Origin of the sequence: Actinomadura sp. GTD37, assembly GCF_041951365.1 — a bacterium.
GTDB lineage: Bacteria > Actinomycetota > Actinomycetes > Streptosporangiales > Streptosporangiaceae > Spirillospora.
Genome location: NZ_JBGNUS010000001.1, coordinates 607,274 through 632,072, shown reverse-complemented (window position 1 = coordinate 632,072; position 24,799 = coordinate 607,274). Strand labels below are relative to the sequence as shown.

Annotated in this window: 10 protein-coding genes and 1 tRNA gene; 10 read left to right on the top strand and 1 reads right to left on the bottom strand. The window is 67.3% G+C overall.

Annotation, left to right across the window (positions count from 1 at the left end; translation table 11 throughout):
• The first annotated feature begins 89 nt into the window (after positions 1-89).
• From ACA511_RS03060 to ACA511_RS03020, 9 genes are all read left to right on the top strand, one after another.
• On the top strand, positions 90-989 hold the full coding sequence (locus ACA511_RS03060) for a metallophosphoesterase (RefSeq protein ID WP_375022470.1): 900 nt from the start codon (positions 90-92) through the stop codon (positions 987-989).
• Complete coding sequence (locus ACA511_RS03055; protein WP_375022469.1) at positions 986-1,570, top strand: class I SAM-dependent methyltransferase; 585 nt, start codon at positions 986-988, stop codon at positions 1,568-1,570. Before ACA511_RS03060 ends, ACA511_RS03055 begins: the two co-directional genes overlap by 4 nt.
• 76 nt (positions 1,571-1,646) lie before the next feature.
• Positions 1,647-1,720: transfer RNA gene (locus ACA511_RS03050), tRNA-Pro, on the top strand.
• 480 nt (positions 1,721-2,200) lie between these two features.
• A complete protein-coding gene (pglW, locus tag ACA511_RS03045; RefSeq protein ID WP_375022468.1) occupies positions 2,201-6,562 on the top strand; it encodes a BREX system serine/threonine kinase PglW in 4,362 nt (1,453 codons plus the stop codon).
• A gap of 2 nt (positions 6,563-6,564) precedes the next feature.
• Positions 6,565-10,233: a BREX-2 system adenine-specific DNA-methyltransferase PglX gene (gene pglX / locus ACA511_RS03040; RefSeq protein WP_375022467.1), complete on the top strand. Its 3,669-nt coding sequence runs from the start codon at positions 6,565-6,567 to the stop codon at positions 10,231-10,233.
• On the top strand, positions 10,230-14,021 hold the full coding sequence (locus ACA511_RS03035) for a PglY protein (RefSeq protein ID WP_375022466.1): 3,792 nt from the start codon (positions 10,230-10,232) through the stop codon (positions 14,019-14,021). Before pglX (ACA511_RS03040) ends, ACA511_RS03035 begins: the two co-directional genes overlap by 4 nt.
• Positions 14,021-16,663 (top strand): BREX-2 system phosphatase PglZ, encoded by a 2,643-nt coding sequence (gene pglZ, locus ACA511_RS03030; protein ID WP_375022465.1) that lies wholly within the window; start codon positions 14,021-14,023, stop codon positions 16,661-16,663. The genes ACA511_RS03035 and pglZ overlap by 1 nt, the downstream gene beginning before the upstream one ends.
• A complete protein-coding gene (gene brxD / locus ACA511_RS03025) occupies positions 16,660-17,979 on the top strand; it encodes a BREX system ATP-binding protein BrxD (RefSeq protein ID WP_375022464.1) in 1,320 nt (439 codons plus the stop codon). The genes pglZ and brxD overlap by 4 nt, the downstream gene beginning before the upstream one ends.
• A complete protein-coding gene (locus ACA511_RS03020) occupies positions 17,976-20,069 on the top strand; it encodes a DEAD/DEAH box helicase (RefSeq protein ID WP_375022463.1) in 2,094 nt (697 codons plus the stop codon). Before brxD ends, ACA511_RS03020 begins: the two co-directional genes overlap by 4 nt.
• 90 nt (positions 20,070-20,159) lie before the next feature.
• Here ACA511_RS03020 and pglX (ACA511_RS03015) read toward each other — a convergent pair whose 3' ends face one another.
• Entirely contained in the window at positions 20,160-23,693 is a 3,534-nt protein-coding gene (gene pglX, locus ACA511_RS03015) for a BREX-2 system adenine-specific DNA-methyltransferase PglX (protein WP_375022462.1), read from the bottom strand.
• A 265-nt stretch (positions 23,694-23,958) separates the two neighbouring features.
• Between pglX (ACA511_RS03015) and ACA511_RS03010 the strand changes: the two genes are divergently transcribed.
• Complete coding sequence (locus ACA511_RS03010) at positions 23,959-24,786, top strand: hypothetical protein (RefSeq protein WP_375022461.1); 828 nt, start codon at positions 23,959-23,961, stop codon at positions 24,784-24,786.
• The last annotated feature ends 13 nt before the right edge of the window (positions 24,787-24,799 follow it).

The following is a 24,799-nucleotide window of genomic DNA, read 5'->3' as shown; positions in this document are numbered from 1 at the left end:
ACATCATGCCCGTCCCGCACCTTCTGCCTCATCAGGATTACCGCGCGGTGCCCATGTCTGAAAGCATGGAGTCCTGGGAAGGGAGAGTCGTGCGAAAGATCTACGCCGTGCCCCTGGGCCTTCTGGGCGCGGGGGCCGCGACCTTCGGGTACGCCTCGGTGATCGAGCGGAACTGGTTCCGCCTGCGCCGCCTCGAGGTGCCGGTGCTGCCGCCCGGCCGCCCCTCGGTCAAGATCCTCCACATCTCCGACGCGCACCTCACGCCCGGACGCTCGCGCCTCATCCACTGGGTCCGCTCCCTGGACGCCCTGGAGCCCGACCTCGTCGTCAACACCGGAGACACCCTCTCCCACCGCGACGCGATCGGCCCCTTCCTCGAAGCCCTGGGCCCCCTCCTGGACCGCCCCGGCGTCTTCGTCTACGGCTCCAACGACCTGTACTCCCCGGTCCTGAAGAACCCCCTGCGCTACGTCTGGCGGACGAGCAAGTCCGACTACGAGCGCAACCGCCGCGAACCCGACCTCCCCTACCGCGAGCTCGGGTCGTCCCTCCAGGCCGCCGGCTGGCTCGACCTCAACAACCGCATCGGCCGCCTCAAGGTCGGCGAGCTGGACATCGAGTTCGGCGGGATCGACGACTCCCACATCGACCGCGCCCGCTACGACAAGATCGCCGGCCCGGTCGACCCCCAGGCGGACGTCCACCTCGGCGTCATGCACAGCCCCGAACCGCGCAACCTCGACCGCTTCGCCGCGGACGGCTACGACCTCCTCCTCGCCGGCCACACCCACGGCGGCCAGGTCTGCGTCCCCTTCTACGGCGCCCTCGCCACCAACTGCGGCATCGACCGCCCCCGCGTGAAGGGCCTCCACAAACACCAGAGCTCCTGGCTCCACATCTCCGCCGGCCTGGGCACCTCCCCCAAGGCCCCCATCCGCTTCTGCTGCCCCCCGGAGGCGTCGTTGCTGACCCTCGTCCCCCGCCGGTGAACTGGAAGACCGCCACCGCCCTCTCCACCCTCTACGACGCCGCCGTCCAGAACCGCACGATCTCCCGCATCGGAGCCCGCGCCCTCTGGAACTACGACATAACCAACCTCCACCGGGCCATCGCCTCCCAAGACCCCACGGCCCTGACCCTCGACATCCCCTGCGGCGGCGGCCTGGCCGTCCGCGGCGACCGCCACGTAGCCGCCGACCTCTCCCGCACAATGCTCAACCGAGCCCGCCGCAAGACGAACACCCTCCTCCAAGCAGACGTCTACGCCCTCCCCTTCCACTCCTCGACCTTCGACGCGTGCCTCACCTACAACGGCCTCCACTGCCTGGCCGACCCCGCCGCGGCCCTACGCGAACTGACCCGCGTCCTACGCCCGGGCGGCACCCTGAGCGGCGCCACCCTCACTCGAGGCACAGGCCGCGACCCGCTGATCACGCTCCTCCAACGCCTAGGCGTCTTCGGAGCCCCCGGCACGGCGAACGACCTACGAACCTGGCTGACCGACGCCGGCCTCTCCGACATAGCCCTCACCCCCACCGGCGCCGTGACCGCCTTCACAGCCCGTAAATAGGGACGCAGCACCCCCCGCCATCCGCTACAGTGGTCAAGGCGCCGGGAGCACGTACGACCTCCCGGGCAGCCACCACCGGGGTGTAGCGCAGCTTGGCAGCGCGCTTCGTTCGGGACGAAGAGGTCGTGGGTTCAAATCCCGCCACCCCGACACATAACGCCAGGTCAGAGGCCGGTTCTCCTCCACGGAGACCGGCCTCAAGATCTTTTGACCCCCCATCTGACCCCGGCCTCGACCGTGCCCCCGCGACATCCAGGGTCACACCCCATCACCAGCCAGCCACACCCAACTCCCCTCCGACATCCATCTGAACCGCCCCCAGCCGCCCGCATCACCCCTGGACAACCACCCGGCGAGCCGAGATCTACAGAGATCATCGCGACGAGCGGTGGTGTATCTGAGGGGCACGGCGCCCTCGGACGCAGAACACCTAATGACATGGTGATCAATATCGCGGGTGATGGCAGTGTGACATTGATGGTGTACACACAGGGATAGTCAAGGTTCCCGGGAGGGTTTTGAGGAGCCTCAACCGACGGATCAAGACTGATCCTTCTTTCTCCTGACTCAGCGCGGAGCAGGCGGTAAAATCACCGCTCCGGGGAGTGGTGTGCAACGAGGGGGTTGCGGGTGGCATCCGGTGGTTCGGCGCCCAGGCCCAGGCCACCCGCATCAACGCAGCGGTGGTTTCAGGAGCGGACGTCGGAGTACGCCCATGAGCAGGAGGCTCTTGACTACGTCGAGCGGCTGATGCCCAAGAACGAGCCGTACCGAGCGTGGGCGACCTTCTCCTTCACCGCGCTGTCGGGACGGATCAACGAGTGCGACCTGTTCCTGGTCGCGCCGGGCGGGCTCTTCCTGGTCGAGTTCAAGGCACACCCAGGACGGGTCACCAACAGCGGAGACACCTGGCAGTTCCATGGGCGCGACCGGGTCCGCACGCTGCGCAATCCGCTGCATCTGACGAACCTGAAGTCCAAGGAGCTGAAGAGCGTCCTGGAGCGTGCTGCTCGCGGCGTGCACAGTTTCCAGGTGCCGCGGATCGAGCCTGTCGTCTTCCTCACCGATCCGGGTCTCCGCTCCGAACTGGACGACTTCCAGCGGCCCAAGGTGTACGCGCGGGACGCCGCGAGTGGGCTGCCGTCCTTCGTCGACGACGTGATGTTGGCCGCATCCCGGAATCCGGCGAAGCGGATCGACAAGCAGACGTCCGAGCAGATCATGCGGCTGCTGAAGGTCGCAGGAATTAGGCCGTCCCAGCGGCACCTGCGGTTCGGGGACGACTGGACACTCTCCGCTGACCTGCTGGACGCTGGGCCCACCTGGGAGGACCGACTAGCCCAGCAGACGTCCGGGCCGGTGCCCGAGGAGGGTCGCGTCCGGATCTACCTGGTCGGCCAGGCCGCGACCGACGAGGCCAGGGAGTCCGTCGACCGGGCGGCACGCCGCGAGTACCAGGTGCTTCAAGGGATCGTCCACCGGGGCATCGACCAGGCCATCGCGATCCGCGAGCACATGGGCGGCCCGGCAATCCTGTTCCGACACCGCGCCGACGATCTTCGGCTCGACTCCTACCTCGACGTGCACAACGAGCGCCTGACGCCCGAGACCCGCCTCGATCTGGTGCGGCAGCTCGCGGAGGCCGTCCGGTACGCGCACAACCGGTCGCTATACCACCGAGCGTTGTCTGCACGGTCGGTATATGTGCACTGTCGCAGCGATGGCAGCGCACCGCAGCTGCGGATCATCGACTGGCAGGCCGCAGCTCGCGATTTCGACTCCACTACCGGGCGATCCCTCGGGAACAGCCCCGTCGCCGACGAGCATCTCGAGGACTCGGCGCAGCTCTACCTCGCGCCCGAGTTCGACAGCGACTTCCCCGATCCGATCGAGATGGACGTCTTCGGGCTCGGCGCCGTCTCCTATTTGATCTTGACCGGCCAGCCGCCCGCTCCTGACCGGACGACCCTGATCGGGCGGATCACGCAGGAGAAGGGGCTACACCCGTTCGCCGTCGCCGAGGGACTGTCCACCCCGATCGATGAGCTGATCTTCAACGCGACCAAGGGCGACGTCGCCGAGCGTCTGGAGTCGGCTGACCGGTTCCTTGAGGACCTCGATGCCGCCGCCGTGGCCACTGAAGAGCCCGGCGAGAGCTGGGTCGAGATTGATCCGCTGACAGCCGAGCCCGGCGTCGCGATCGATGGCGACTCAGGCGGGATCTGGACGGTGGAGCGGGTCCTCGGCACCGGCTCGACCGGAAAGGCATTCCTCGTCACCCGGCCGGCTGAGGGTGAGGACGGTGAGCCCTCCTCGGATCGGCGCGTGCTCAAGGTCGCGATCAACGAGGAGCACGCAGCGGCGCAGCTCCGTAAGGAGGCTCAGTATCTGGAGCAGGTCGGCGGCGGAGCAATCGTCCGCCTGCTGGCCGGGCCGCGTGAGCTGGGCGGCCGGACCCTTCTCGACTTGGAGTACGCGGGCGACCAGTCACTGCGGACCTGGCTCGACACCCACGGCAAGCTGACCTACCACGAGCTCGGCCAGTTCGGCGGCGACCTGTTCAAGGCACTCGACCAGCTCGCGGCACGCGGCCTGCGGCACCGGGACGTCAAGCCCGAGAACCTCGGCGTGTTCCGCCGTGCCGACCGGACGCGCGAGCTGCGGCTGTTCGATTTCTCGCACGCCTCGGTCTCCGACCGCGACTCCCGGACGGGCACCCGCGGATACCTCGACCCGTTTATCGGGACGCCCCGCAGACCCGCGTTCGACGACCACGCCGAATGGTACGCCGCCGCTATCACCCTGCATGAGATGGCGTCCAAGGAACGCCCGACATGGGGTGATGGCCAGTCCGACCCGCGTGCCACGTCCGACATCGTCCCCCGGCTGTCGGCTGACCTGTTCGAGCCGGCACTGCGGGACGGGCTGACGGTGTTCTTCCAGCGCGCCCTGCACCGCGAGGTGTCCGAGCGGTTCGACACGCTGCGGATGATGGAGGAGGCATGGCGCGACATCTTCCGCGCCGCCGACTCTGCTGCGCCGATCGGTCGCAGCTCTGACGAGACTTTGGAGGAGCAGCGCGACTCGGCCGCCGAGGCTGCGACGCTGGAGACCAACCTGCGTGCTTCGGGCCTTTCGCCGCGCGCGGTGTCAGTCGCCGAGGGCTTCAACGCCACGACCGTCGGTCAACTACTGGAAGTGGCACCACACAGAATCGCGCGGGCGCGCGGCGCAGGCTCCACGGTCCGCCGTGAGCTTCTACGCCGCCACAAGCAGTGGACGAACGCGCTCCGGTCACCCGCCGAACCAGCCAAGCCCGCGCCGAACACCGCCGCTGTGCTCACTGCACACGATGTCGAGACGCGCCTGCGAATTGACACGCTCGTCCAGTTGCTGACGCCGACGGGCCGGCGAGGTTCGAAGACCCCCCAGGTGATCAAGCTGACGCTCGGCCTGCCGGTCGAGGGTGTGAAGCCCTTCTCCGGCTGGCCGATTGGCCGGGAGATCGCCGAACGACTGGACATGACGCAGGGCGGGGTCGCGGCGCCTCAGAACAGGTTCTACAAACAGTGGTTCGAGGCATCGTGGCTGCGGAGCGTCCGGGAGGATCTCGTCGCGATCCTCGCCGCGAACGGCCGGGTGATGACGGTCGCCGATCTGGCGTCGGCGTTCCGGATCCGGCGCGGCGGCGCGGATGGCGATCCCGAGCAGGCGCTGGTCAGCGCGACGGCGGTCGTCCGGGCGGCGATCCTCGCCGAGACCTGGTCGGGAAAGGGCCGCCCCGAGGACGATGAGCCGCGGCTGGAAGTCTCCCGGCGTGAGGGCAGTGTGTTCGCCGCGCTGGAGTCGCTGCCCGGCACCGACGACCCGAGTCCCCGTGAGCTGGCCGACTATGCGATCGACCTGGGCCACTCCGCCGACCGGCTCGTCGATCGTGATCCGCTGCCGAGCCGCTCGGAGGTCGTCCGGGTGCTACGGGGCTCCCCCGTTCCCAAGGGGATGCCTGCGCTGTCGGAGGCACAACTGCTGGCGCTGGCCGCCGGCGCCTCGACCACCGCGCTGGCGTCGCCGCGCTTCGACTTGTTCCCACGCGATCTTGACCTGGTGCGGGCGCTGCGGGTCTCGCAGGTCGCCGCCGTCGGCCGCCCCGGTGGCGGGATCAAGCGAACGGCCCTGCTGGAGCGGCTCCGCGCCTGGTTCCCCGACCTGGTCGTCCTCGATCCAGAGCCGAGCCCGATGGATCTTGAGGAAGCCCTCCGCCTGGCGGACTACCCCTTCAGCTACGACATTGAGTCCGACGAGTTCGTCCCGCCGCAGACCAGCGGCCGCCAGTGGACATCCACGAACCTGGCATCAGGCACCCACACCCCCGCCGACTCGCCGTATAGTCCGGCGCGCCGTCCGGCGGGAAAGACGGCGGCGAACCTGGCCCGCGCGGTCGAGGAGGGCGGTTTCCTCGCCCTGACGATCAACCAGAAGCGTCTGGTGGGCTCGGCGGAGCTCATCGCGGCCACCCACCCCGTGGTGCCAGTGGACGTAGCCACGGTGTTCCTGAGCAAACTGAGGGCCCTCGCCCAGGAGAACAACCAGCCGTTCGGCGGCCTGCTCCGTGCCGACCAGAAGTTCTACCGGGCGGGCACCCTCCCTGCGGGCCTGGCCTCCTACCTCCGGGCGGCCTGGCAGCGCACAACTGAGACGATCACAGCCCACGCCGACACTCCCAGGAAGATCCTCTTCCTGCATGACGCCGGCCTGTTCGCCCGCTACGCCGACGCCGGCGGCCACGACGCCCTGACCAGCCTCCAGCAGGCGGCCCGCCGCCCGGCGGACCGTCCGTACGGCTTGTGGCTGCTCTGCCCGTCCGAGGCCCCTCGAAAGGCTCCTAACCTGGACGGTTGGACCGTCGAAGCCATCGGCGCCGCCGAATGGTCGATCCTCGACAATGCCTATCTTGATTCTCTGAAGCCCGTCACATCCGTCCGAAAGGCCTGAGCGTGGCCCGCCGCAAGTCAGCCGAACGCACCCTCGTCACGGACCTGCAGCAGCAGGTCACCGCACTGGTCGACGATCTGCGCTCCCAAAGCGATATCGACCCGGCCTTCCACGCCAAGCTCACCACGGAACATCAGCGCGCCCTGACAGCCAAGCGCATCGCGAGCGGCGAAAAGAGTTTCACCACGTGGCGCGAGGATCGTCTCACCCAGATCGCCGTCGCCTGGGTCCTCGGCACCGTCTTCGTGCGCTACTGCGAAGACAACGAGCTGATCGACGACCCGTGGATCTCCGGCCCCGACGACCGCCTCAAGGACGCCGAAGACCGCCATGCCGCCCACTTCCGCATCCACCCCGACCAGAACGACCGCGACTGGCTCCTGGCCTCCTTCACCCACCTGGCTTCCACCCACCCGGCAGTAGCGGGCCTGTTCGACGAGGCCCACAACCCCCTCTGGGAAGCCAACCCCTCCTACGAGGCCGCCACGGCTCTGCTGAACTTTTGGCGCACACCCAACGCCGACGGCACCATCCCATACCTCTTCCAGGGCCAGGGCACCCGCTTCCTGGGCGACCTCTACCAGCATCTCTCCACCCACGCCCAGAAGACCTACGCCCTCCTCCAAACCCCCGACTTTGTCGAGGAATTCATCCTCGACCTCACCCTCACCCCAGCCCTAAAAGAGTTCGGCCTAACGCCCGAGTGGCGCCACACCCCTCCTTCCTGGCAGGGCCCTCGCAACGACTCCCACAAGGCCATCGGCCTCCGCACAATCGACCCAGCCTGCGGCTCTGGCCACTTTCTCCTCGGTCTCTTCCACCGCATCCTTGCCGCCTGGGATGCCGAGGCACCTGGCCTCCCCCGCTGGGACCTCATCCGCCGCACTCTGGACTCCGTCCACGGCTGCGACAAGAACCCCTTCGCCGCTGCGATCGCCCGCTTCCGCCTCCTGGTCGCCGCCCTAACCGCTGCTGACGAACCTCGGCTTGCCTCCGCCCCCGCCTTCCCTATAAACATCGCCGTAGGCGACTCCCTCCTCCACGGCCGAGGTGCACTGGGGGACCAAGGCGACCTCTTCGCCGACGAGCCCTTTTACTTTGCCACCGAGGACAGCGACGAATTCTCGAATACTTGTGATTTGCTGGGCATCGGCAGCTATCATGTCGTAGTCGGCAATCCGCCGTACATCACGGTCAAGGATAAGCAGGAAAGCCGAAACTACCGGAGGTACTACCCGGAGGCATGCGGCGGCGCCTATGCCCTTTCCGCACCCTTCGCCCAGAGAATCTTTGACCTTGCGATCCGCACGGGTGGCACCGAGCGCCAGGCAGGCTTCACTGGCCAAATCACTGCGAACTCGTTCATGAAGCGAGAATTCGGAAAGAAGCTCATCGAAAACTTCTTCCGAACGATTGATCTGACGCATGTCATCGACAGCTCGGGCGCTTACATACCCGGCCACGGGACCCCAACCGTCATTCTCGCCGGACGCAACCGGTTCGCGCACCGCAGAGATCCAATCCGCGCTGTCCTGGGAATCCGTGGCGAGCCCGGTCAACCCGTAAACGCTGCAGAAGGACTCGTCTGGACAGCCATCACAACCCAGACCGCGCGGGCCAATAGTGAGTCCGCTTGGGTCAGCACCGCCGATATCGTCCGCGAATCACTCGACCACCATCCCTGGTCCCTTAGCGGCGGAGGCGCGCTCGATCTCTTTGAACTCCTCGACACACAGAACTCGACCAAACTGCGTGATCTCGTCAAGTCGATCGGCTTCATGGCCGTCACACGGGAAGACGATGCGTATTTCCTCGGTATGGGAACCGCTAAGCGCCGCGGCATTCCCAAGAGCGAGACCGCACCTGCGGCCGGGGGCGCAACCGTCCGCGACTGGACGCTCGAACATGAGACCGAGGCGGTCTTCCCCTACTCGGCCGACGGGACGGTCGCCAAAGCATCGGTACCTTCACTGAAGTGGCTATGGCCGAGCCGCAAGCTTCTCAGTGAGCGCCGCGCCCTCTCCGGCACGCAGGAAGAGCGCGGCCTCACGTGGTTCGAATACTCGGACTTTCACCCTGGACGCTGGAATCCCAACCTCCGATTGACCTTCGCTTTCGTCTCTACGCACAACCACTTCACGCTTGCGGAGCAGGGAACGCTCCTCATCAGAAGCGCACCCGTAATCAACCTCCCCGCAGAAGCCAGCGAGGACGGTCATCTTGGGCTGCTCGGGCTGCTGAACTCGTCGACAGCGTGCTTCTGGTTGAAGCAGGTCAGCCAGGGCAAAGGCGGCAGCGGCCTCGGCCGAGGCCATCAGGATGAGGAGTGGGAAGAGCGGTATGAGTTCACCGGGACCAAGCTGCAGGAGTTTCCGGTTCCGGATGACCTGCCGCTGCCGCTCGGTCGGCTGCTCGATTCCTGGGCACAGCGACTTGCAGAATTGAAGCCGACGGCAATCTGCGGTTCTAGTGTGCCAAGTCGAGCAGAGCTTGACGCAGCCCGGCGTGAGCACGACGAACTCCAAGCGAAGATGATCGCAGCGCAGGAAGAGCTGGATTGGCAGGTATATCTGCTGTACGGGCTGCTCAGTGCGGATGAGGCGAGCCGGGTGACGGTCGTCGAATCCGCCATACCTGCGGTGCAACTCGGGGCGCGGGCATTCGAAATCAGACTGGCCAGGAAGATAGAGAGCGGCGAGGCGGAAACCGCGTGGTTTGACCGGCACGGCTCACAGCCCCTCACAGCTGTTCCCGACTCGTGGAACGAGCAGTACGCAGAGGTCGTCCGGAATCGGATCGAGATGATCGAGAAGCGGAGCGATATCGCGCTACTGGAGCAGCCCGAGAACAAGCGGCGATGGTCCACCGAATCCTGGGAGACTCAGGAGCGCGAGGCGCTGAAGCGGTGGATTCTTGACCGGTGCGAGCTCGAAAACCTGTGGTTCACACGGCGGGACGGGCTGCGTCACCCGAAGGTCATGACCGTAAGCGAACTGGCTGATCGGTTCCGTGAGGACGCCGAGATGAACGAGGTGGCTCGCATCTACGCCATCGATCACCTTGAGAAGCGGGATCTGCCGTTGGCCGAGGTCTTCGAGGAGGTACTTCACGAGGAGCACGTCCCTTACCTCTCCGCGCTGCGGTACAAGGACTCTGGGCTGCGGAAGCGTGCGGAGTGGGAGAAGACCTGGGAGCTGCAGCGACGGGAGGATCGGGAGGGGCGGAAGCTTGATATCCAGGTTCCGCCGAAGTACACCTCGGCCGACTTCCGTAAGTTCAGCTACTGGGGGCCACGCGGGAAGTTGGACGTGCCCAAGGAGAGGTTCACTTCCTATCTCGGGGCGGCACGGCATAAAGATGATCCGCTTCTGCTCGGATGGGCCGGGTGGGATCACAAGGATCAGGCACAGGCGCTCGTCAATCTGGTGAATGATCGGCAGCTTGAGGATGGGTGGGGCCGGGAGCAGTTGCTGCCTGTGCTTGCCGGGCTGCTTGAGGTCATGCCGTGGGTGCGGCAGTGGCACGGTGAGTACGACGCCGAGTGGGGTGGAAATCCCGCTGAGGAGTTCCAGGCGTTTCTGGAAGAGAAGACGGCGGAGTTTCAGATTTCGGAGCGGGAGCTGCGGGAGTGGCGGCCGTCGAAAGAGTTCCTGAAGGGAGCAAGGGGATGAGCAGCCCGGTGGAGCTTCGTCTCAAGGATGTTCTCGACATTCCCGAGTCGGTGCACGCGGGGCAGTTCAAGGTCGAACTGTCGGGCGGGTTCGACGCGACCTTCGACATGGTCGGGAAGTACGTCGTCACCGACCAGCTTGCAGAGGCGTTCCGGAAGTCACTGCGGCTAGTGCGGGACGCGCTTCAAGAGGGCGAGTCAGCTGCGGCCTATCTGCACGGGTCGTTCGGCTCCGGTAAATCGCACTTCATGACCGTGCTGCATGCCGTCCTCGACGGACATTCGAGCGTGCTCAGCGAGGAGAAGCCGCGGTTGCGGGAGGTGTACGCCGATAACGCCTCCTGGCTCGGCGGGAAGAAGTTCATGATGGTGCCCTACCACCTGGTAGGGGCCACCGACCTCGACTCGAAGATCCTCGGCGGGTATGTCAGGGAGGCAGAGCGCCTCGGGCTGCCGACTCCGGCTGTGTTCCGGTCCGACGCGCTGCTGGCGGACGCGCGGCGGCAGCGAAAGTTCTTCAACGACGACACCAAGTTCGCCGAGTGGCTTGGTGGGGCGGCGGCCGTCGAGAGCGATCCCGAAGACGTCGCACCGCTCGGCGGGAGCGTGTCCGGGTGGTCGACCGCCTCGCTCGACGCCGCCTTCTCCGCCGCACCCGGCTCCCCGGAGCGGGAAGCACTCGTCAGCGCGCTGCTCAGCGGGCCGCTGTCGGCCTACGCGGCCGGGCAGCGGGGGGCCGCCGACGCCTACCTGCCGCTGGAGAACGGGCTCGCGGTGATGAGCCGGCACGCCCAACAGCACGGCTTTCACGGGCTCATCCTCTTTATTGATGAGCTGATCCTCTGGCTCCAGGCCCACATGTCCGACCAGGTCAAGGTCAACAACGAGGTCTCCAAGCTCGTCAAGATCATCGAGTCGGAGGACCGCGACCGCGGGGTCCCGATCATCTCGTTCGTGTCGCGGCAGCGCGACCTCTCCAAGCTCGTCGGCGACGACATCGTTGGGGCGGAGGTGAAGAATCTCGAACGGCAGGTCGCCTACCTCGCCGAACGATTCGACGTCGTCTCCCTTGAGGACCGCAACCTGCCCGCGATCGTCAAGGAGCGCGTCCTCAGAAAGCTGCCAGGTGGCCAGGAACGGCTCGACACGGAGTTCGCCAGCGTTGAATCAGGCAGCCAGATCGTCAGGGACGTCCTGCTCGACCACGACGGTCTCACCCAGGCCACCTGGGAGGACTTCAAGACCGTCTACCCGCTGTCCCCCGCCCTGCTGAATGTCCTCGTCGCCCTGTCGGGGGCGCTACAGCGGGAGCGCACCGGCCTGCGGCTGCTGACGGAGATGCTGCGGCAGCGGCGCGAGTACCGAGTCGGGCAGATCATCCCACTGGGTGATCTGTGGGACGTCCTGTCGACCGGACTCGGCGAGGCGATGTCCCACCAGCTCGACGCCGAGGCGGCGGCGGCCGTCCGGTTCCACGCGCGCGTGCGGGCCAACCTCCTGGAGACCTACGGTTCCGAGGACGATGAGCGGTACAAGGCCGACGACCGCCTCGTGAAGACTCTGATCCTCTCGGCACTCGCGCCCGACGTCAGCGCACTGACCCGGCTCACCGGGGCTCGGCTCGCCGCCCTCAACCACGGCTCGGTACGGTCGCGGACCGTTCCGGCCGGAAGCGTCGTCGTACAGCGGCTGCGGCGGCTCATCACCGCCGGATTCGGCGAGATCCGCGCCGACGGCGACGCCGACCCGGTCTTCACGCTCCATCTGACGGACCTCAACATCGAGCCGCTGCTCGATGCCGTCGGCGACCAGGACCACTCCGGGGCCCGCCGCATCTGGGTGAAGGAACGGCTCTGGAGCGGTGACGCCCTCGGGATCAAGGACACCGGGGCGTTCGTCTGCGAGCGCGAGGTCGTGTGGCGGGGCACCCGACGGACCGTCGAGTTCGTCTTCGAGAATGTCCGCGACGACCAGGCGATCCGTGACGACCAGTTCGCACCGTCCCTCGAAGGACGGATCAGGATCATCATCGACTACCCGTTCGACACTTCGAAGTTCCCCAGTGACGACTTCCAGCGCGTCCAGGAGCTCAAGCGCGACGGGCAAGAGCGCGACACCCTGGTGTGGCTACCCGACCACCTGTCGGCGGCACGGCAGAAGCAGCTCGGTCGGCTCCTGAAGATCAACTTCCTGCTGCAGCACAACCGGCTCAGCGACTACGCCGGGCACCTGTCCCCTGATGAGCGGGCCCGCACCGAGTCCTACCTCGCCGCGCAGCAGGCGACCCTTACCAGCGAACTGACCTCCGTCCTCCAGCAGGTCTACGGCATCAACAGCGGCGACTCGGCCAACATCGCCGCCGAGGTGTCCGAGGGCAAGCACGTATTGTCACTGAACCCGGCCTACCCCGATCCGCGGCTGCATGGAGGCGCCGGGTTCTCCTACAACCTCATGGCCATGACGGACGGGCTTTTCGCCGTCCGCTACCCCAAGCATCCCGACTTCGACACCGCCGGCAACCGCAAACCGGTCACACTCGGCGAGCTGAAGACCGCGCTGCAGTGGATCACTCGGGCGTTCGACGACGGTTCCAAGCGAGTCGTCGTCGACCGCGACAAGCTGCCGCTGTTGCGGCGGATCGTTCACCCGCTGGAGTTGGGGCAGGTCCACGACGGGCCGCTGATCGTCACGCCGGACTGGCAGCGCCGCATCGACCAGGCCGCCGCACAACACGGCGTCACTGGTGACCTGCCCGTCGAGGAGATCCGCCGGTGGATCGAGGAGCTCGGCTGGACCGGCATGGACCGGCCCGTCAGCAACCTGATCATTGCGACCTACGCGCTGCTCTCCGACCGGGCCTGGGTTTACGAAGGCGGAGTCTCCCCCGCCCCCGAGCTCGACAAGATCGGGACGAGCTGGGCGCTGCGAGCCCAGGCCCTGCCGTCCGAACAGGAGTACCGGACGGCGCGGCTGCGGCTCGCGAAGATCTTCGGGGAGAAGGTGCCGGAACCGCTGTTCGCCCGAAACGTCGACAAGCTCGGTGCGGCCCTCACCACGGAGGTCACTCGGCTGAGCAAGGACGTCATGACAGTCATGCATCTGCTCGACGAACACAACGTCGAGCTGGGGTTGGCCCCGGGCTCCCGCCGACAGCTCGCGGCCCGCCATGGGGCCGACCTGATCGTCCGGCTGTCGTCGACCACCGACGCGACCACGCTGGTCAAACAGCTCGCGGCCGTCTCCTACGAGACCCCCGACGAGGAACTCGGCTCGGCGATCGTCAGCACACCGGACGTCGCGCGGGCCCTGAACGGTGTCGCCTGGCCCATCCTCGGCTCCCTGCGGGAGCTGACCCAGCGGCAGGACGACATCGGCGACCAGGCGCGACGGCTGACCGGAACGCTCGCGCAGACTGCGAACGAGAACGAGCGGATCAAACCACTCGCACCCGTCCTGGAACAGACCGGTTCGGCGGCGCTCGCGCTCATCACCCAGGTCAGCCGCACGATGACCGCCACCACGGGCACCGCCGACGCTGCCACCACCGCCTCCCAGGGCGGACAGCGCGCCGCGAACGGGGCCGCCGAGGCGGCTGACCAGACCAGCCTTACCTTCGAGGGCACTCCTCCGGTCCCGTCCGATGCGCCGCCCGCCGCCGGACGATACCGGACCAGCCGGTCCGACCAGGCCGTCCGGCTTGCAGCCGTCCGCGACGACATCAGGCGCTTCCTGGACACCCACCCCGACACCGAGGTCGAGATCAGCTGGCGTCCCGTGGAGCGGGACTGATGGCGAGCGCACCGGTCGTCGACCGGAGAATTCTCGAGGCGCTGCTGGAGAGCCAGCTCGTCCAGTCCCCGGCGAAGCGCCTCGTCCTCGTACACGGCAGCTACGATCCCACCTCACCTGACCGGTTCGCCTTGCGGCTCGGCGAGGAGCAGCGCCAGATCGCCGTCACCGACCAGCCGTCGGTGCTCGGCGTCGTCGATGCCTGGGAGCGGCACCGCGGTTCGGGCGACGCCGACGTACTCGTGGTGACGACCACCGCCCCTGCTGACCAAATCGGCTGGGACGTGCGGGCGCACGCGCTCGGCCGCATGGCCCTCACCGTCTCCATGGACGAGATCATCCGCCGCCGGTTCGGCGCAGCCGAGATCGACCCGCGTATCCGGCGATCGGCCTGGCTGGTAGAGGCACTGCTAGCGGCGGAGCCCGCGAACGGCTGGCGGGAGTCGGAGGCGGCCGCAGAGTGGCGGCGCAGCGGCGGCAAGCTGCTCGGCCTCGACGCCGCGATCCGGGCACTCGTCGAGGCCCGGCTCGGACGGGTCCTCGACCTCGACTCGCTGTTGACATGGTCCCGCAACCCGGCCGGCCCCGAACGGTTCACCGCACTGCCCGACGAGGAGCGCGCCGGGATCACTGAGTGGCTGCGCCGCACCGTCGGCGAGGCCGCGGGAATCCTGCTGGCTCTGGCCGTCGCCGGACGGGCCGCTGACGCGATGGCGCTCGGCGTCGTGGCCGCCGTCCTCACCGACGAGCAGCCGCCGCCGGACGCCGTCCTGGCCGTCGGCGGCCTGTTCGGGACGGTCGCGGCCCGGCCCGAGGACATCAAGGCGTTCAGCACCGCCGTCCAGGGCACCCTCACCCGATGGATCGCCGAGGCCGAGACCGACCGATCCGAGCGGCACGACGGTCTCCGCAAGGTCATGGACGTTCTGGACCGGGCCGATGCGCTGGCCACTTCGGCCGGGCTCGGTTCGACGCTCGGCGGCAACCCGTTCCTTCCGTCCGGGCTGACGTTCCGGCTGCACGCCGTCGCTGAGGCCCTTGGGCGTTCGGCGGGCCGCGCCGACCACGCGCTCAGCGAGCTCGCCGCACACAGGCTGTCGGGACTGCGCCCCCAGCGGATCGAGGTGGCGCGAATGGCGGTGCGGGTACGGCGGTGGCTGGACTCCGACCCCGACCTGACCGTCCCGAGCGTATCCGCCGGAGTGCGCCAACAGCTGGCGTCATGGGGATGGCTCGACCGGGCGCTGTCGCTGCTGTGGGCCGGCGACCCCGAAAGCGACCCGGTCACGCGCCACGCCTACCAGGTCCTGTACGCCGAAGCGCGGTCGCGGCGAGCACTGCTGGACGAGCGGTTCGCCGGTCGGGTCGTGGCCTGGGCGGCGCATGCCCAGTCGATCGCGCCGGGCGGATGCCTGCTCATCGAGGACGTGCTGAAGGAGGTGGCCGTCCCCCTGGCGGCCAAGTCCGCGCCGCTGATCGTCGTGCTGGACGGGATGAGCGCCGCCGTCGCCACCGAACTCGGCGCCGAGCTCGCCCAGGGAGGCTGGGTCGAGTGCGCCGGTGGATCCGGCGGACGGCGCGCCGCCGTCGCGATCATCCCGTCGCTGACCATGCTCAGCCGAGCGTCGCTACTGTGCGGCGAGCCGAAGAGCGGCGGCCAGAACGTCGAGTCCGCCGGATTCGCCGCCTTCTGGAAGCGACACCGCAAGGAAGGCCTGATATTCCACAAGGGCGCTATCGCGGGGACAGCCGGGCAGCGGCTCGCCCAGCCGCTGATGGACGCCCTAGCCGGAGACGCCGTCGTCGGAGTCGTTCTCAACACCATCGACGACGCCCTCGACCACGGGCGCGCCGAGGTCGCCTGGCGGATCTCCGACATCGCCCACCTGCCGGAGCTACTCAACGCCGCGCGCGCCCAGGGGCGTCCGGTGATGCTGGTGTCCGACCACGGGCATGTTCTGGACCGTTCCCCCACCGACAACACGCCCACACCCGGCGGCACCGGCTCGGCGCGGTGGCGGACCGGGACGCCCGGTCCAGGCGAGGTGTCCGTGAGCGGACCTCGTGTGCTCGAAGGCGGTGGGACGGTGACCGTCCCCTGGTCAGAGGCGATCCGGTACACGCCGCGTAAGGACGGGTACCACGGTGGCGTGTCGCTCGCCGAACTCGCCGTTCCCGTACTGACCGTCCTGCCATCGCACGGCCTGATGCCAAAGGGCTGGACAGCGCTGTCGCCCGAGTCGGTCAGGCCCGGCTGGTGGAACTCCGGGCCGGCGTCCGCCCCCGTCGTATTCGAAGCCGCCGAGGACGCGCTGTTCGAGGCCAAGCCGGGGATCGGCCCGACCGTCGTCAACTCTCCTCGGTACGCCGAGCAGAAAAAGTACGTGCGGCGTGCTCCCGATGGGGCGCAGGTCGCGGCCGTCCTGGACGCGCTGGCCGCCGCCGACGGCAACCGGCTGTCTCCCGCGCACGTCGTCGCCGCCGCGAGCGGTGCGGGAAGGCCACCGCGCGACGCCGAGCTGTTCGTCACACAGTTGGAGCGACTCCTCAACGTTGAGGGCTATCCGGTGCTCGGTCTCATCGACGCCGGACACACCGTCAAACTCGACGTCGAGTTGCTGCGGGAGCAGTTCGGGTCATGAGCATCGAGAGATCAGGCACCGTCAGCGCGGCCCGGCGCCGCGAAGTGATCGACGCGCTGCGGCGCGGGACCGTGCCGCAGGCCGGGCTCGACCTGTTCGCGGTCGGACTCGACCGGTTCTCCGGGGCGCTGGAAGACCAGATCGCGACCGTCGCGAAGGGCGGAGCGGCGTTCCACGCCATTCGCGGCGAGTACGGGTCAGGCAAGACGTTCGTCGCGCGATGGCTGGGGGAGCGGGCCAAGCGTGCGGGGCTCGCCGTCTCGGAGATCCAGATCTCCGAGACCGAGACGCCGCTGCATCGGCTGGAGACCGTGTACCGGCGGCTCACAGAGCGGCTGGCGACGGCGACTCATCCGCCGAGCGCGCTCCGAGCGGTCGTCGACGGCTGGTTCTACGCGCTCGAAGAGGAAGTCCTGGACTCTGCGGAGTTGGATGGCGCGGAGCTGGATTCGGCGGTCGAGGAGCTGATGGAGCGGCGGCTCGCCGACGTCGCACGCACCACTCCGGCGTTCTCCGCTGCGTTGCGCGGCTACCGGCGGGCCAGAAGGGCGGGAGACGCCGCGACGGCCGAGGCGCTGATCGCGTGGCTCGGCGGGCAGAAGTCCGTCGCCGCCACCGCCAAACGCGCGGCGGGCATCCGCGGGGATCTCGACCATTTCGGTGCGCTGGGATTCCTGCAAGGGCTGCTGACGGTGCTGCGCGACTGTGGGCATCCCGGGCTGCTGCTGGTGCTTGACGAAATCGAGACCCTGCAGCGGGTGCGCGGGGACGTCCGGGAGAAGGGGCTGAACGCGCTGCGGCAGCTCCTCGACGAGATCGACAGCGGGCGGTTCCCTGGACTGTTCCTCGTGATCACCGGTACGCCGGCGTTCTACGAGGGGCAGCAGGGCGCGCAGCGGTTGCCTCCGCTGGCGCAGCGGTTGGCGACCGACTTCACCACCGATCCACGGTTTGACTCGCCTCGCGCCGTCCAACTGCGCCTGGTCGGGTTCGATCTTCCTCGGCTCGGGGAGCTGGGACGGGCCGTCCGCGACCTATACGCGGCCGGGGCACGAGACCCTGAGCGAATCACGACCGTCGTCGACGACGGCTACGTGGCCGAACTGGCGACGGCCGTCACCGGTGGGCTGGGCGGGAAAGTTGGGATCGCCCCGCGCGTCTACCTGCGCAAGCTCGTCGCGGACGTCCTCGATCGGGTCGAGGAGTTCCCGGACTTCGATCCGCGGCAGCACTACGCGCTGACCGTATCCGGTTCGGAGCTGTCGGAGGCCGAGCGGAGCGCGGCGAGCGCCGACGAGATCGATCTCGGGCTGTGATCGAGGAGCTGGCGCCCGCGCTCGCCCACCACATCGTCAACACGCTCGGCTGGCGGACGCTCCGCCCGCTCCAACGCGATGCGATCGCACCGGTCAAGGCTGGGAAGGACGCACTGCTACTCGCGCCGACGGCCGGGGGCAAGACCGAGGCGGCCTGCTTCCCACTGCTGACGGCGATGGAAGATGAGCGCTGGACGGGCCTGTCAGTGATCTACGTGTGCCCGCTGAAGGCACTGCTCAACAACCTGCTCCCCCGGCTGGAGACCTACACCAGCTGGCTGGGGCGGCAAGTGGCACTCTGGCACGGGGATGTCACGGCGGCGCGGCGGCGGGCGCTCCTCCGGAATCCGCCGGACATCCTCCTGACCACGCCCGAGTCGCTTGAAGCAATGCTCGTCAGCGCAAACGTCGACCACCGATTGCTGTTCTCCGGGCTGCGGACTGTCGTCGTCGACGAGGTGCATGCCTTCGCAGGGGATGACCGAGGCTGGCATCTAGTGGCACTGCTCGAGCGGCTCTCCCGCGTCGCCGGACGTCGGATCCAGCGTGTCGGATTGTCGGCGACCGTCGGTAACCCGGACGAGTTGCTGGCCTGGCTGCAAGGGTCCGAGCGGGGTGCCCGGGCTAGCGCGGTCGTGGCTCCCGAGGCCGCACCCGCCGCGCTGCCGCCGCCAGGCGAGATCGAGCTGGACTATGTGGGGTCGGTGGCCAACGCAGCACGAGTGATCGCGGCGTTGCACCGCGGCGAGAAACGCCTTGTGTTCTGTGACTCCCGACAGTTGGTCGAGGAACTCGGGGCCGCACTACGCGCTCGCGACATCACCACTTTCCTGTCGCACGCCTCTCTGTCCCTGGACGAACGTCGCCGGGCTGAGGAGGCGTTCGCATCGGCCCGCGACTGCGTCATCGTCTCCACCAGCACGCTGGAACTGGGCATCGACGTAGGGGACCTCGACCGGGTGATACAGATCAACTCGCCGTCGACCGTCGCAGCCTTCCTACAGCGGCTGGGGCGCACCGGACGCCGGCTGGGATCGGCTCGGAACTGTCTCTTCCTGACGCTCACCCCGGATGCACTGGTCACCGCTGCCGCACTGCTCGTCCTGTGGGGACGCGGATACGTCGAGCCCGTCGTCCCGCCGCCCGAGCCGCGGCATATCGTCGCACAGCAGATCCTCGGGTTGTCGCTGCAGCGCAACAAGCTTGGTGCGAGCCTGTGGCATGAGGAGTGGAACGACCTCCACCCGTTCGACAATAGCGCCGCACCGATCCTCGCCCATCTGCTCGCTGACGGATTCCTGGAGCGGGATGGCGAGTACCTCTTCATAGGGCCGGAAGCCGAAAAGCGCTTCGGCCGCCGCCACTTTATGGACATGACCGCCGTCTTCACCGCCCCGCCGGAGTTCACTGTCCTACACGGCCGGCAGGAGATCGGCCGGACCGACCCGATGCTGCTCACCGAACAAGTCAACGGCCCCCGCGTGCTGCTCCTGGCCGGGCGGAACTGGAAAGTCCTCTGGGTGGACTGGAAACGTCGGCGCTGCTTCGTGGAGCCGTCCGACCTGCGAGGCAAGGCCCGCTGGTTCTCTGCGGCCATCGCGGGCGCGTCTCATGCCCTGTCCCGCGCGTGCCGGGACGTCCTTCTGGGCGCCGATCCTCCCGTACGCCTGACCCGACGTGCTCTCACCCATCTCGCCGAGGCCCGTGAGACGTCACTGCCGACAGTCCGCCCGGGCGGCAGTGTCATCCTGCGCCACGGCTCAGATCTGCGCTGGTGGACCTTCTCGGGCTACCGCGCCAACGCCGTCCTAACCGCGACCCTCTCCGGCGTCACCGACGAGGCACAACGCTTCGACGATGCCTCGATCCGGCTCCGCGCCGACCTCACCCCGGAAAGTTGGCGGGCCGCAGTAAATGACGCCCAGCTGACACTGCCCGACATCGACGTCTCCGCCCTCCGCGGCCTCAAGTTCAACGAAGCGCTCCCCCAACGCCTCGGGCTTGCCACTCTTGCGACCCGCCTGTCCGACCTGCCTGCCGCGTCAGAAGCACTCGCCGAAAACATCCGCTTCATTCAGGACAACGCCTGATTCGACGCTAGTCGTTCGACGTGTGCCCGACCAAGCGCCACAACCCGCCTGCTCAAACCGTGACTGAACCGGGCCCCGACGCCTGGCGCTCTACCGTGACTTTCGGGGCCGTCCCCGCTTCGGCGGCGGAGGCCGCCAGCCGAGCACACCCTCCCGAGTCAGGCCGCGTACGGCCATCACTTCCTCTATGTAGGACTCGATCATCTCCGCAGGACTGCCTCCGTAGCTCGAGTCCGCCTCAGCGTGCCACTGCTCCACCCAGGGCAGCAGATCCAGAAGTCCTGCAAGGAGCGGAACCGCATCATACCCTTCCTCAATCAGGCCGACGAGAATCAAGGCACGCTCGCGATGGTCCCACCCAGCCCATCCGAACCGCCCGGTGCCCGGGTAGGAGATAAATCGTTCGTTCGGAACGTTGGAGCGCCCACGCTGACTCCAATACGTCTGGCGAAGGAAATCCGCTGATGTGTACTTTGGCGGAGGAGGAATCTCCTCATCAGTTCCCTGCGCATCCTGGCACCGCTGAAGAGCCCATGTCTCCTTCCAGCGCTCGTACTTTTGCAGGCTGCGTTCTCTCAGATACAAAACCGGAAGGTAGGGTACTTGGTGTCCGCGAAGGAGCTCCTCAACGACCGTCGATAGTTCCGAGCCGGGCATGTACAGGGCCAGCGCTTCACTCACATCGGCAAATGCGGCAACACGTTCGATCAATTCGTCGGCGGTCTTTGTCGCTGGCCACCGTGCACCTTCGCGCTCCTCGTACCACAACTCGGGGTCTTCAAGACGGTCTAGCAGCCAGTCGCGCAGCGCGCTCCTCTCCATGGCCTCCCAGTCACGGATGACCCATCGGCGCTTGAATTCAGGCTGTTCCAGTGCGGAAAGGTATGGGACCTTCTGAATCAGTTCAATACGTTGCCGCACCCGTTCCCTGTAAGCGGACGGCCAGTTCGCGGGTGGCTCGGTCACGGGAGGCGCGTTGTGGCGCACGAACCAGTCTGTGTTCACCCGACCTTCTTCCATGCGTCGGGCAAGCACGATCTCAAAGGCCCGCTCGCCCACCCCGATCTCCGGTAGCTCCTCGGGAGGCAACGGCGGCAAGGGTTCGGGGACGATGCCGTACCGCTCGTAGATCTCCCAGTCGAGCTCCTCCTGGAGGGCGATCATCTTCCGGCGTGCCCGCGTCCAGCGGTCATGTGCCGCCCGTAGAGCGCGCGCCAGGGCCGTTTCACCGTGGACGGCCTTGGCCGGGAGGGACAGCTCTACTTCGTTGGCTAGGGCATGGAGGGATTCAGCGTGGACCGACCAGCGAGATCCCCAGGGCCGCTCGGGAGGCAGCGGAAGTTCTCCCAGCCGGTGGGCAACAAACTCGTAGAAGATCTCCCACGCCTCGCCTCCGCCCGTCCGACCACCGCCGGGCCGGCCCTTGCTGTGGCTGTTGTGTTTAAGCCAGAAGGCCACCACTGAGCTGTTGAGCACAGCGGTCAGCTGAACTACATCCTGTTCGGAGGCTGAAAGGGGGAGTTTGATCACTGGCGCCGAATTGAGCGGCACCGCCGTAGTCGTGTCCTCGAGTACGGCGAAGCTCGGATAGGTAGCGACCCAGGGAAACACAATTGACCAGGGGTGTTCGCCCTCCTTCAACGTCACCTGATGCCACTCATGCCACGCCCGTCCGGCTTCGGCGTACGTCCCCCCGCCGAAGCTGCGGCGGGACTGTAGCAGGGTCCGATACGGCCAGAGCCGTCTGAGGTGCGCGGGGTGATCGGAGATGGGCACCCATCTGTGCGGACTTCCGCGCGGGGCAAGGGGAAAGAACGCCTGTCGTTCCGGTAGGACGGTCCAGTCCCGCACCTCCGACCCAGTGATGACATCCACGAGTGGAGCCGTCTCCGTCTTCGCGCGCCGCCAGGAGGCTGCGGGGGCGGTGAACAGATCGTCCGCCCCTGTACTCGCGACATAGCCGATGCGTACCACGCGCTTGCCCAGGCGCCTGTCACCGTCCATCAGAGCGAGGAGATCCCGCGCCGTCCCGCCTCCGAGGTTCCATGGGAACCGCTGCAGCACTGACCGGTCGAGCTGGACAACCTCCGTCCACTCATCGGGATCGGTGTACCCGGCGAAGCGCCTCAGGACCGACTGCCATGCCAGCCCGTGCCCTGGTTCTTCGGGTGGGAAGGGCTCGCCCCGTACGCCGAGTACCGCGAGGACCGGTACGGCTGGGTCCGGGACGCGCCGCCGTCCTACGAGCAGGATCGTGGGCGTCCCGTGCCCAGGGATGTACACCCCTGAGGTGTCCACGACGTGCGTCAGTTCGACCTTGGCCAGGTATTCCTCGATGAGCTTCCTGCCGAATTCGCGCTTGGTGAAAGAGTTGGCGGTCAGTATCCCGACGTAGCCTGCCCGCGAACCATTGGGGGCACCGCGCTGGGCGAGTTGGAAGAAGCGTTGGGTGAAGGGGACAGGCAAGGCGAAGGCACCCGTGGAGGCCGGATAGGCATTGCGGTAGTTCTCGGCTTCCGCCCTGTCCTTTGGCGTGATGTAGGGCGGGTTTCCTACCACGACGTGGTAGCTTCCTGCGCCCAGCAAGTCGTCTTCGAGGGGAGGCGGAGAATCCAGCTCTTCCCACAAGTGTGGGTTAGGGGTCGGCGCTGGCGCTCCGCGGCCCTCCAGCAAGGCGTCCGCCGTCTGGACGCTCATCGGCAGGGATGGGACCTCCCGTAGCCGCCGAATTCCGGCCGCTCTCATCGCCTCGATCAGAAGACGGAAGCACGTGATGGTCACGGCCGCCGGATTTTTGTCGGCGCCATGTACAGATCCCAGAGAACGCCGAACAAGATCCAGCCGGTCGGCTGCCGGTTCACTCTGGGTCCAGTGGGCGAAGACGCGGTGAAAGGCCCCTAGGACGAATTGGCCGGATCCGCAGACCGGGTCGAGGAGCCGCAGGCCCTGGAGCCCGAACTCACGGATGGCCGGTTCCAACGTGTAGTCGAGGATGAACTCCTCGACGAACTCGGGGGTCTGAAGCAGAGCGTAGGTCTTCTTTGCATACTCAGACAGATCCTGGTAGAGGTCACCGAAGAACCGGGTGTCCCACCCGGGATCGGTGAAGTCATGGACGACCGCACCGTCCTTGCCACGCCCGCGCCAGAACGCCAGCAGCGCCCTTACCGCATCGTTCGAGATCTCGATCTGCCACATCGGGTTGTGCGCCTGGTCGAACAACCGCGCCGCCACCGGCGACTTCGACAGTTCCGCAAAACCCGCCAGGATCCAGTCCCGGTCAGTGGCGCGCGGATGCTGCTGCACGTACCTCTCCTGCCGACCCTGAGCTAGATCCAGCCTCTCTCCCGGGCCGGCAAGGAACGGCAACTCGATCAGAACGTTGTCCTCACAGAACCGCAGGAAGGCCGTCCCCAGCACCCAAGCCACAGCAGCCTGCGTGACTCGATCTTCCAGCCACATCTCGTACGTCGCCGCGATGCGGCCAGCCTCGCGGGCCTCCAGCCACTCGCTGTTCAACCGCGCATGGATGTCCTGATCGTTCGAGGCGCGCTCACGCAGCTCAGGCTCCAGCGCCTTGACCTGGAGCTTGAGATCGGTAAGCAGAGCTGACCGGTCGATCATCCAGCCCTCCTCCTGGTCACCTTGGCCACCGCCCGCCGCGCGGGTCGGCGCCCGGCCAACACTATTCGGCGAGGAGCACGAGGGTTGGGATCAAAATTCGTGGTACGTGTTAGCCGATCCTGTGGTTATACTAGACACATCACCCGCTACACCAGCTCTTCCGACCAGGTCGGACGAACCCCCACGGACCGCGAGCGCGTGCGCTCGCATCCAACGTCGCTCGATACTCACCGATCGTGTTAGCACTCCCCCCAAGGAGACGCGGATGGACGGCACCGTGTACCGCATCGGCCCGAAGGCGTTCATCAAGTTCCCCTACTCCAAATCCCTCAACATCACGCTGAAGGTGACCTGTGCGGGGCACATCCGCTGGGACTGGACGGCGAAGGCCTGGACGGTCCCCGTGGCCACGCTCGACCAGGACCCCAGGCTGCGCAAGGCGATCAGCCGGTTCATCACCGACAACGACTTCGAGCTCGACGGACAGATGAAACAACTCCTCGGCATCTCGCCGGCCCACACCAAGAAGGGGACGGCCTCCCTGGCCAGCGGGTTCCGGATCGGCCCGGGCCACCTCACCGCCGACCTCCTTCCCGAGTCCACCTGGGGGTCCAACTTGCGTGGCATCCTGAGCAAGGCGGACTGGGACCGCCTGCGCATTCCGGTGTGCGAGCATGCTGGCTGGCGGTGCGAGGTGTGCGCTGCACTGACCCGCATGCCCGATGGGCGCCGCCGCCGTCCCGACTGCCACGAGCTATGGACTTTCACCCATCGCGCTGGAAGGCCGGTTCAGCGGCTCGACGGGCTTATGGCCTTGTGTCCTGGCTGCCACCGGGTCCAGAATGTCGGTCGCGCGGAGGCCAATGGGCAGCGCAGCCTGGCCGTGAGGCAGCTTCGCCGGATCAACTCCTGGACCGAGGCTCAGGCCGAGGAGGAGATCGCACGCGCCAAGCGCGTTTACGAGCAGCGGCGGCTCGTCGAGTGGGACCTGGACCTCTCGGTTCTTTCCGAGTTCATCGCCATCAAGGGTTATCCCACGCTCTACATCCCGGCGTCCGAGCGGAGGCGGCTGGGCAACTCCTATCACGGCTGAGAAAGCACTCACG

Bases quoted from the DNA above. Each gene is read 5' to 3' on its own strand.
- pglX (WP_375022462.1), bottom strand. From the start codon at position 23,693: ATGATCGACCGGTCAGCTCTGCTTACCGATCTCAAGCTCCAGGTCAAG.
- brxD (WP_375022464.1), top strand. From the start codon at position 16,660: ATGAGCATCGAGAGATCAGGCACCGTCAGCGCGGCCCGGCGCCGCGAA.
- pglZ (WP_375022465.1), top strand. From the start codon at position 14,021: ATGGCGAGCGCACCGGTCGTCGACCGGAGAATTCTCGAGGCGCTGCTG.
- ACA511_RS03035 (WP_375022466.1), top strand. From the start codon at position 10,230: ATGAGCAGCCCGGTGGAGCTTCGTCTCAAGGATGTTCTCGACATTCCC.
- ACA511_RS03010 (WP_375022461.1), top strand. From the start codon at position 23,959: ATGGACGGCACCGTGTACCGCATCGGCCCGAAGGCGTTCATCAAGTTC.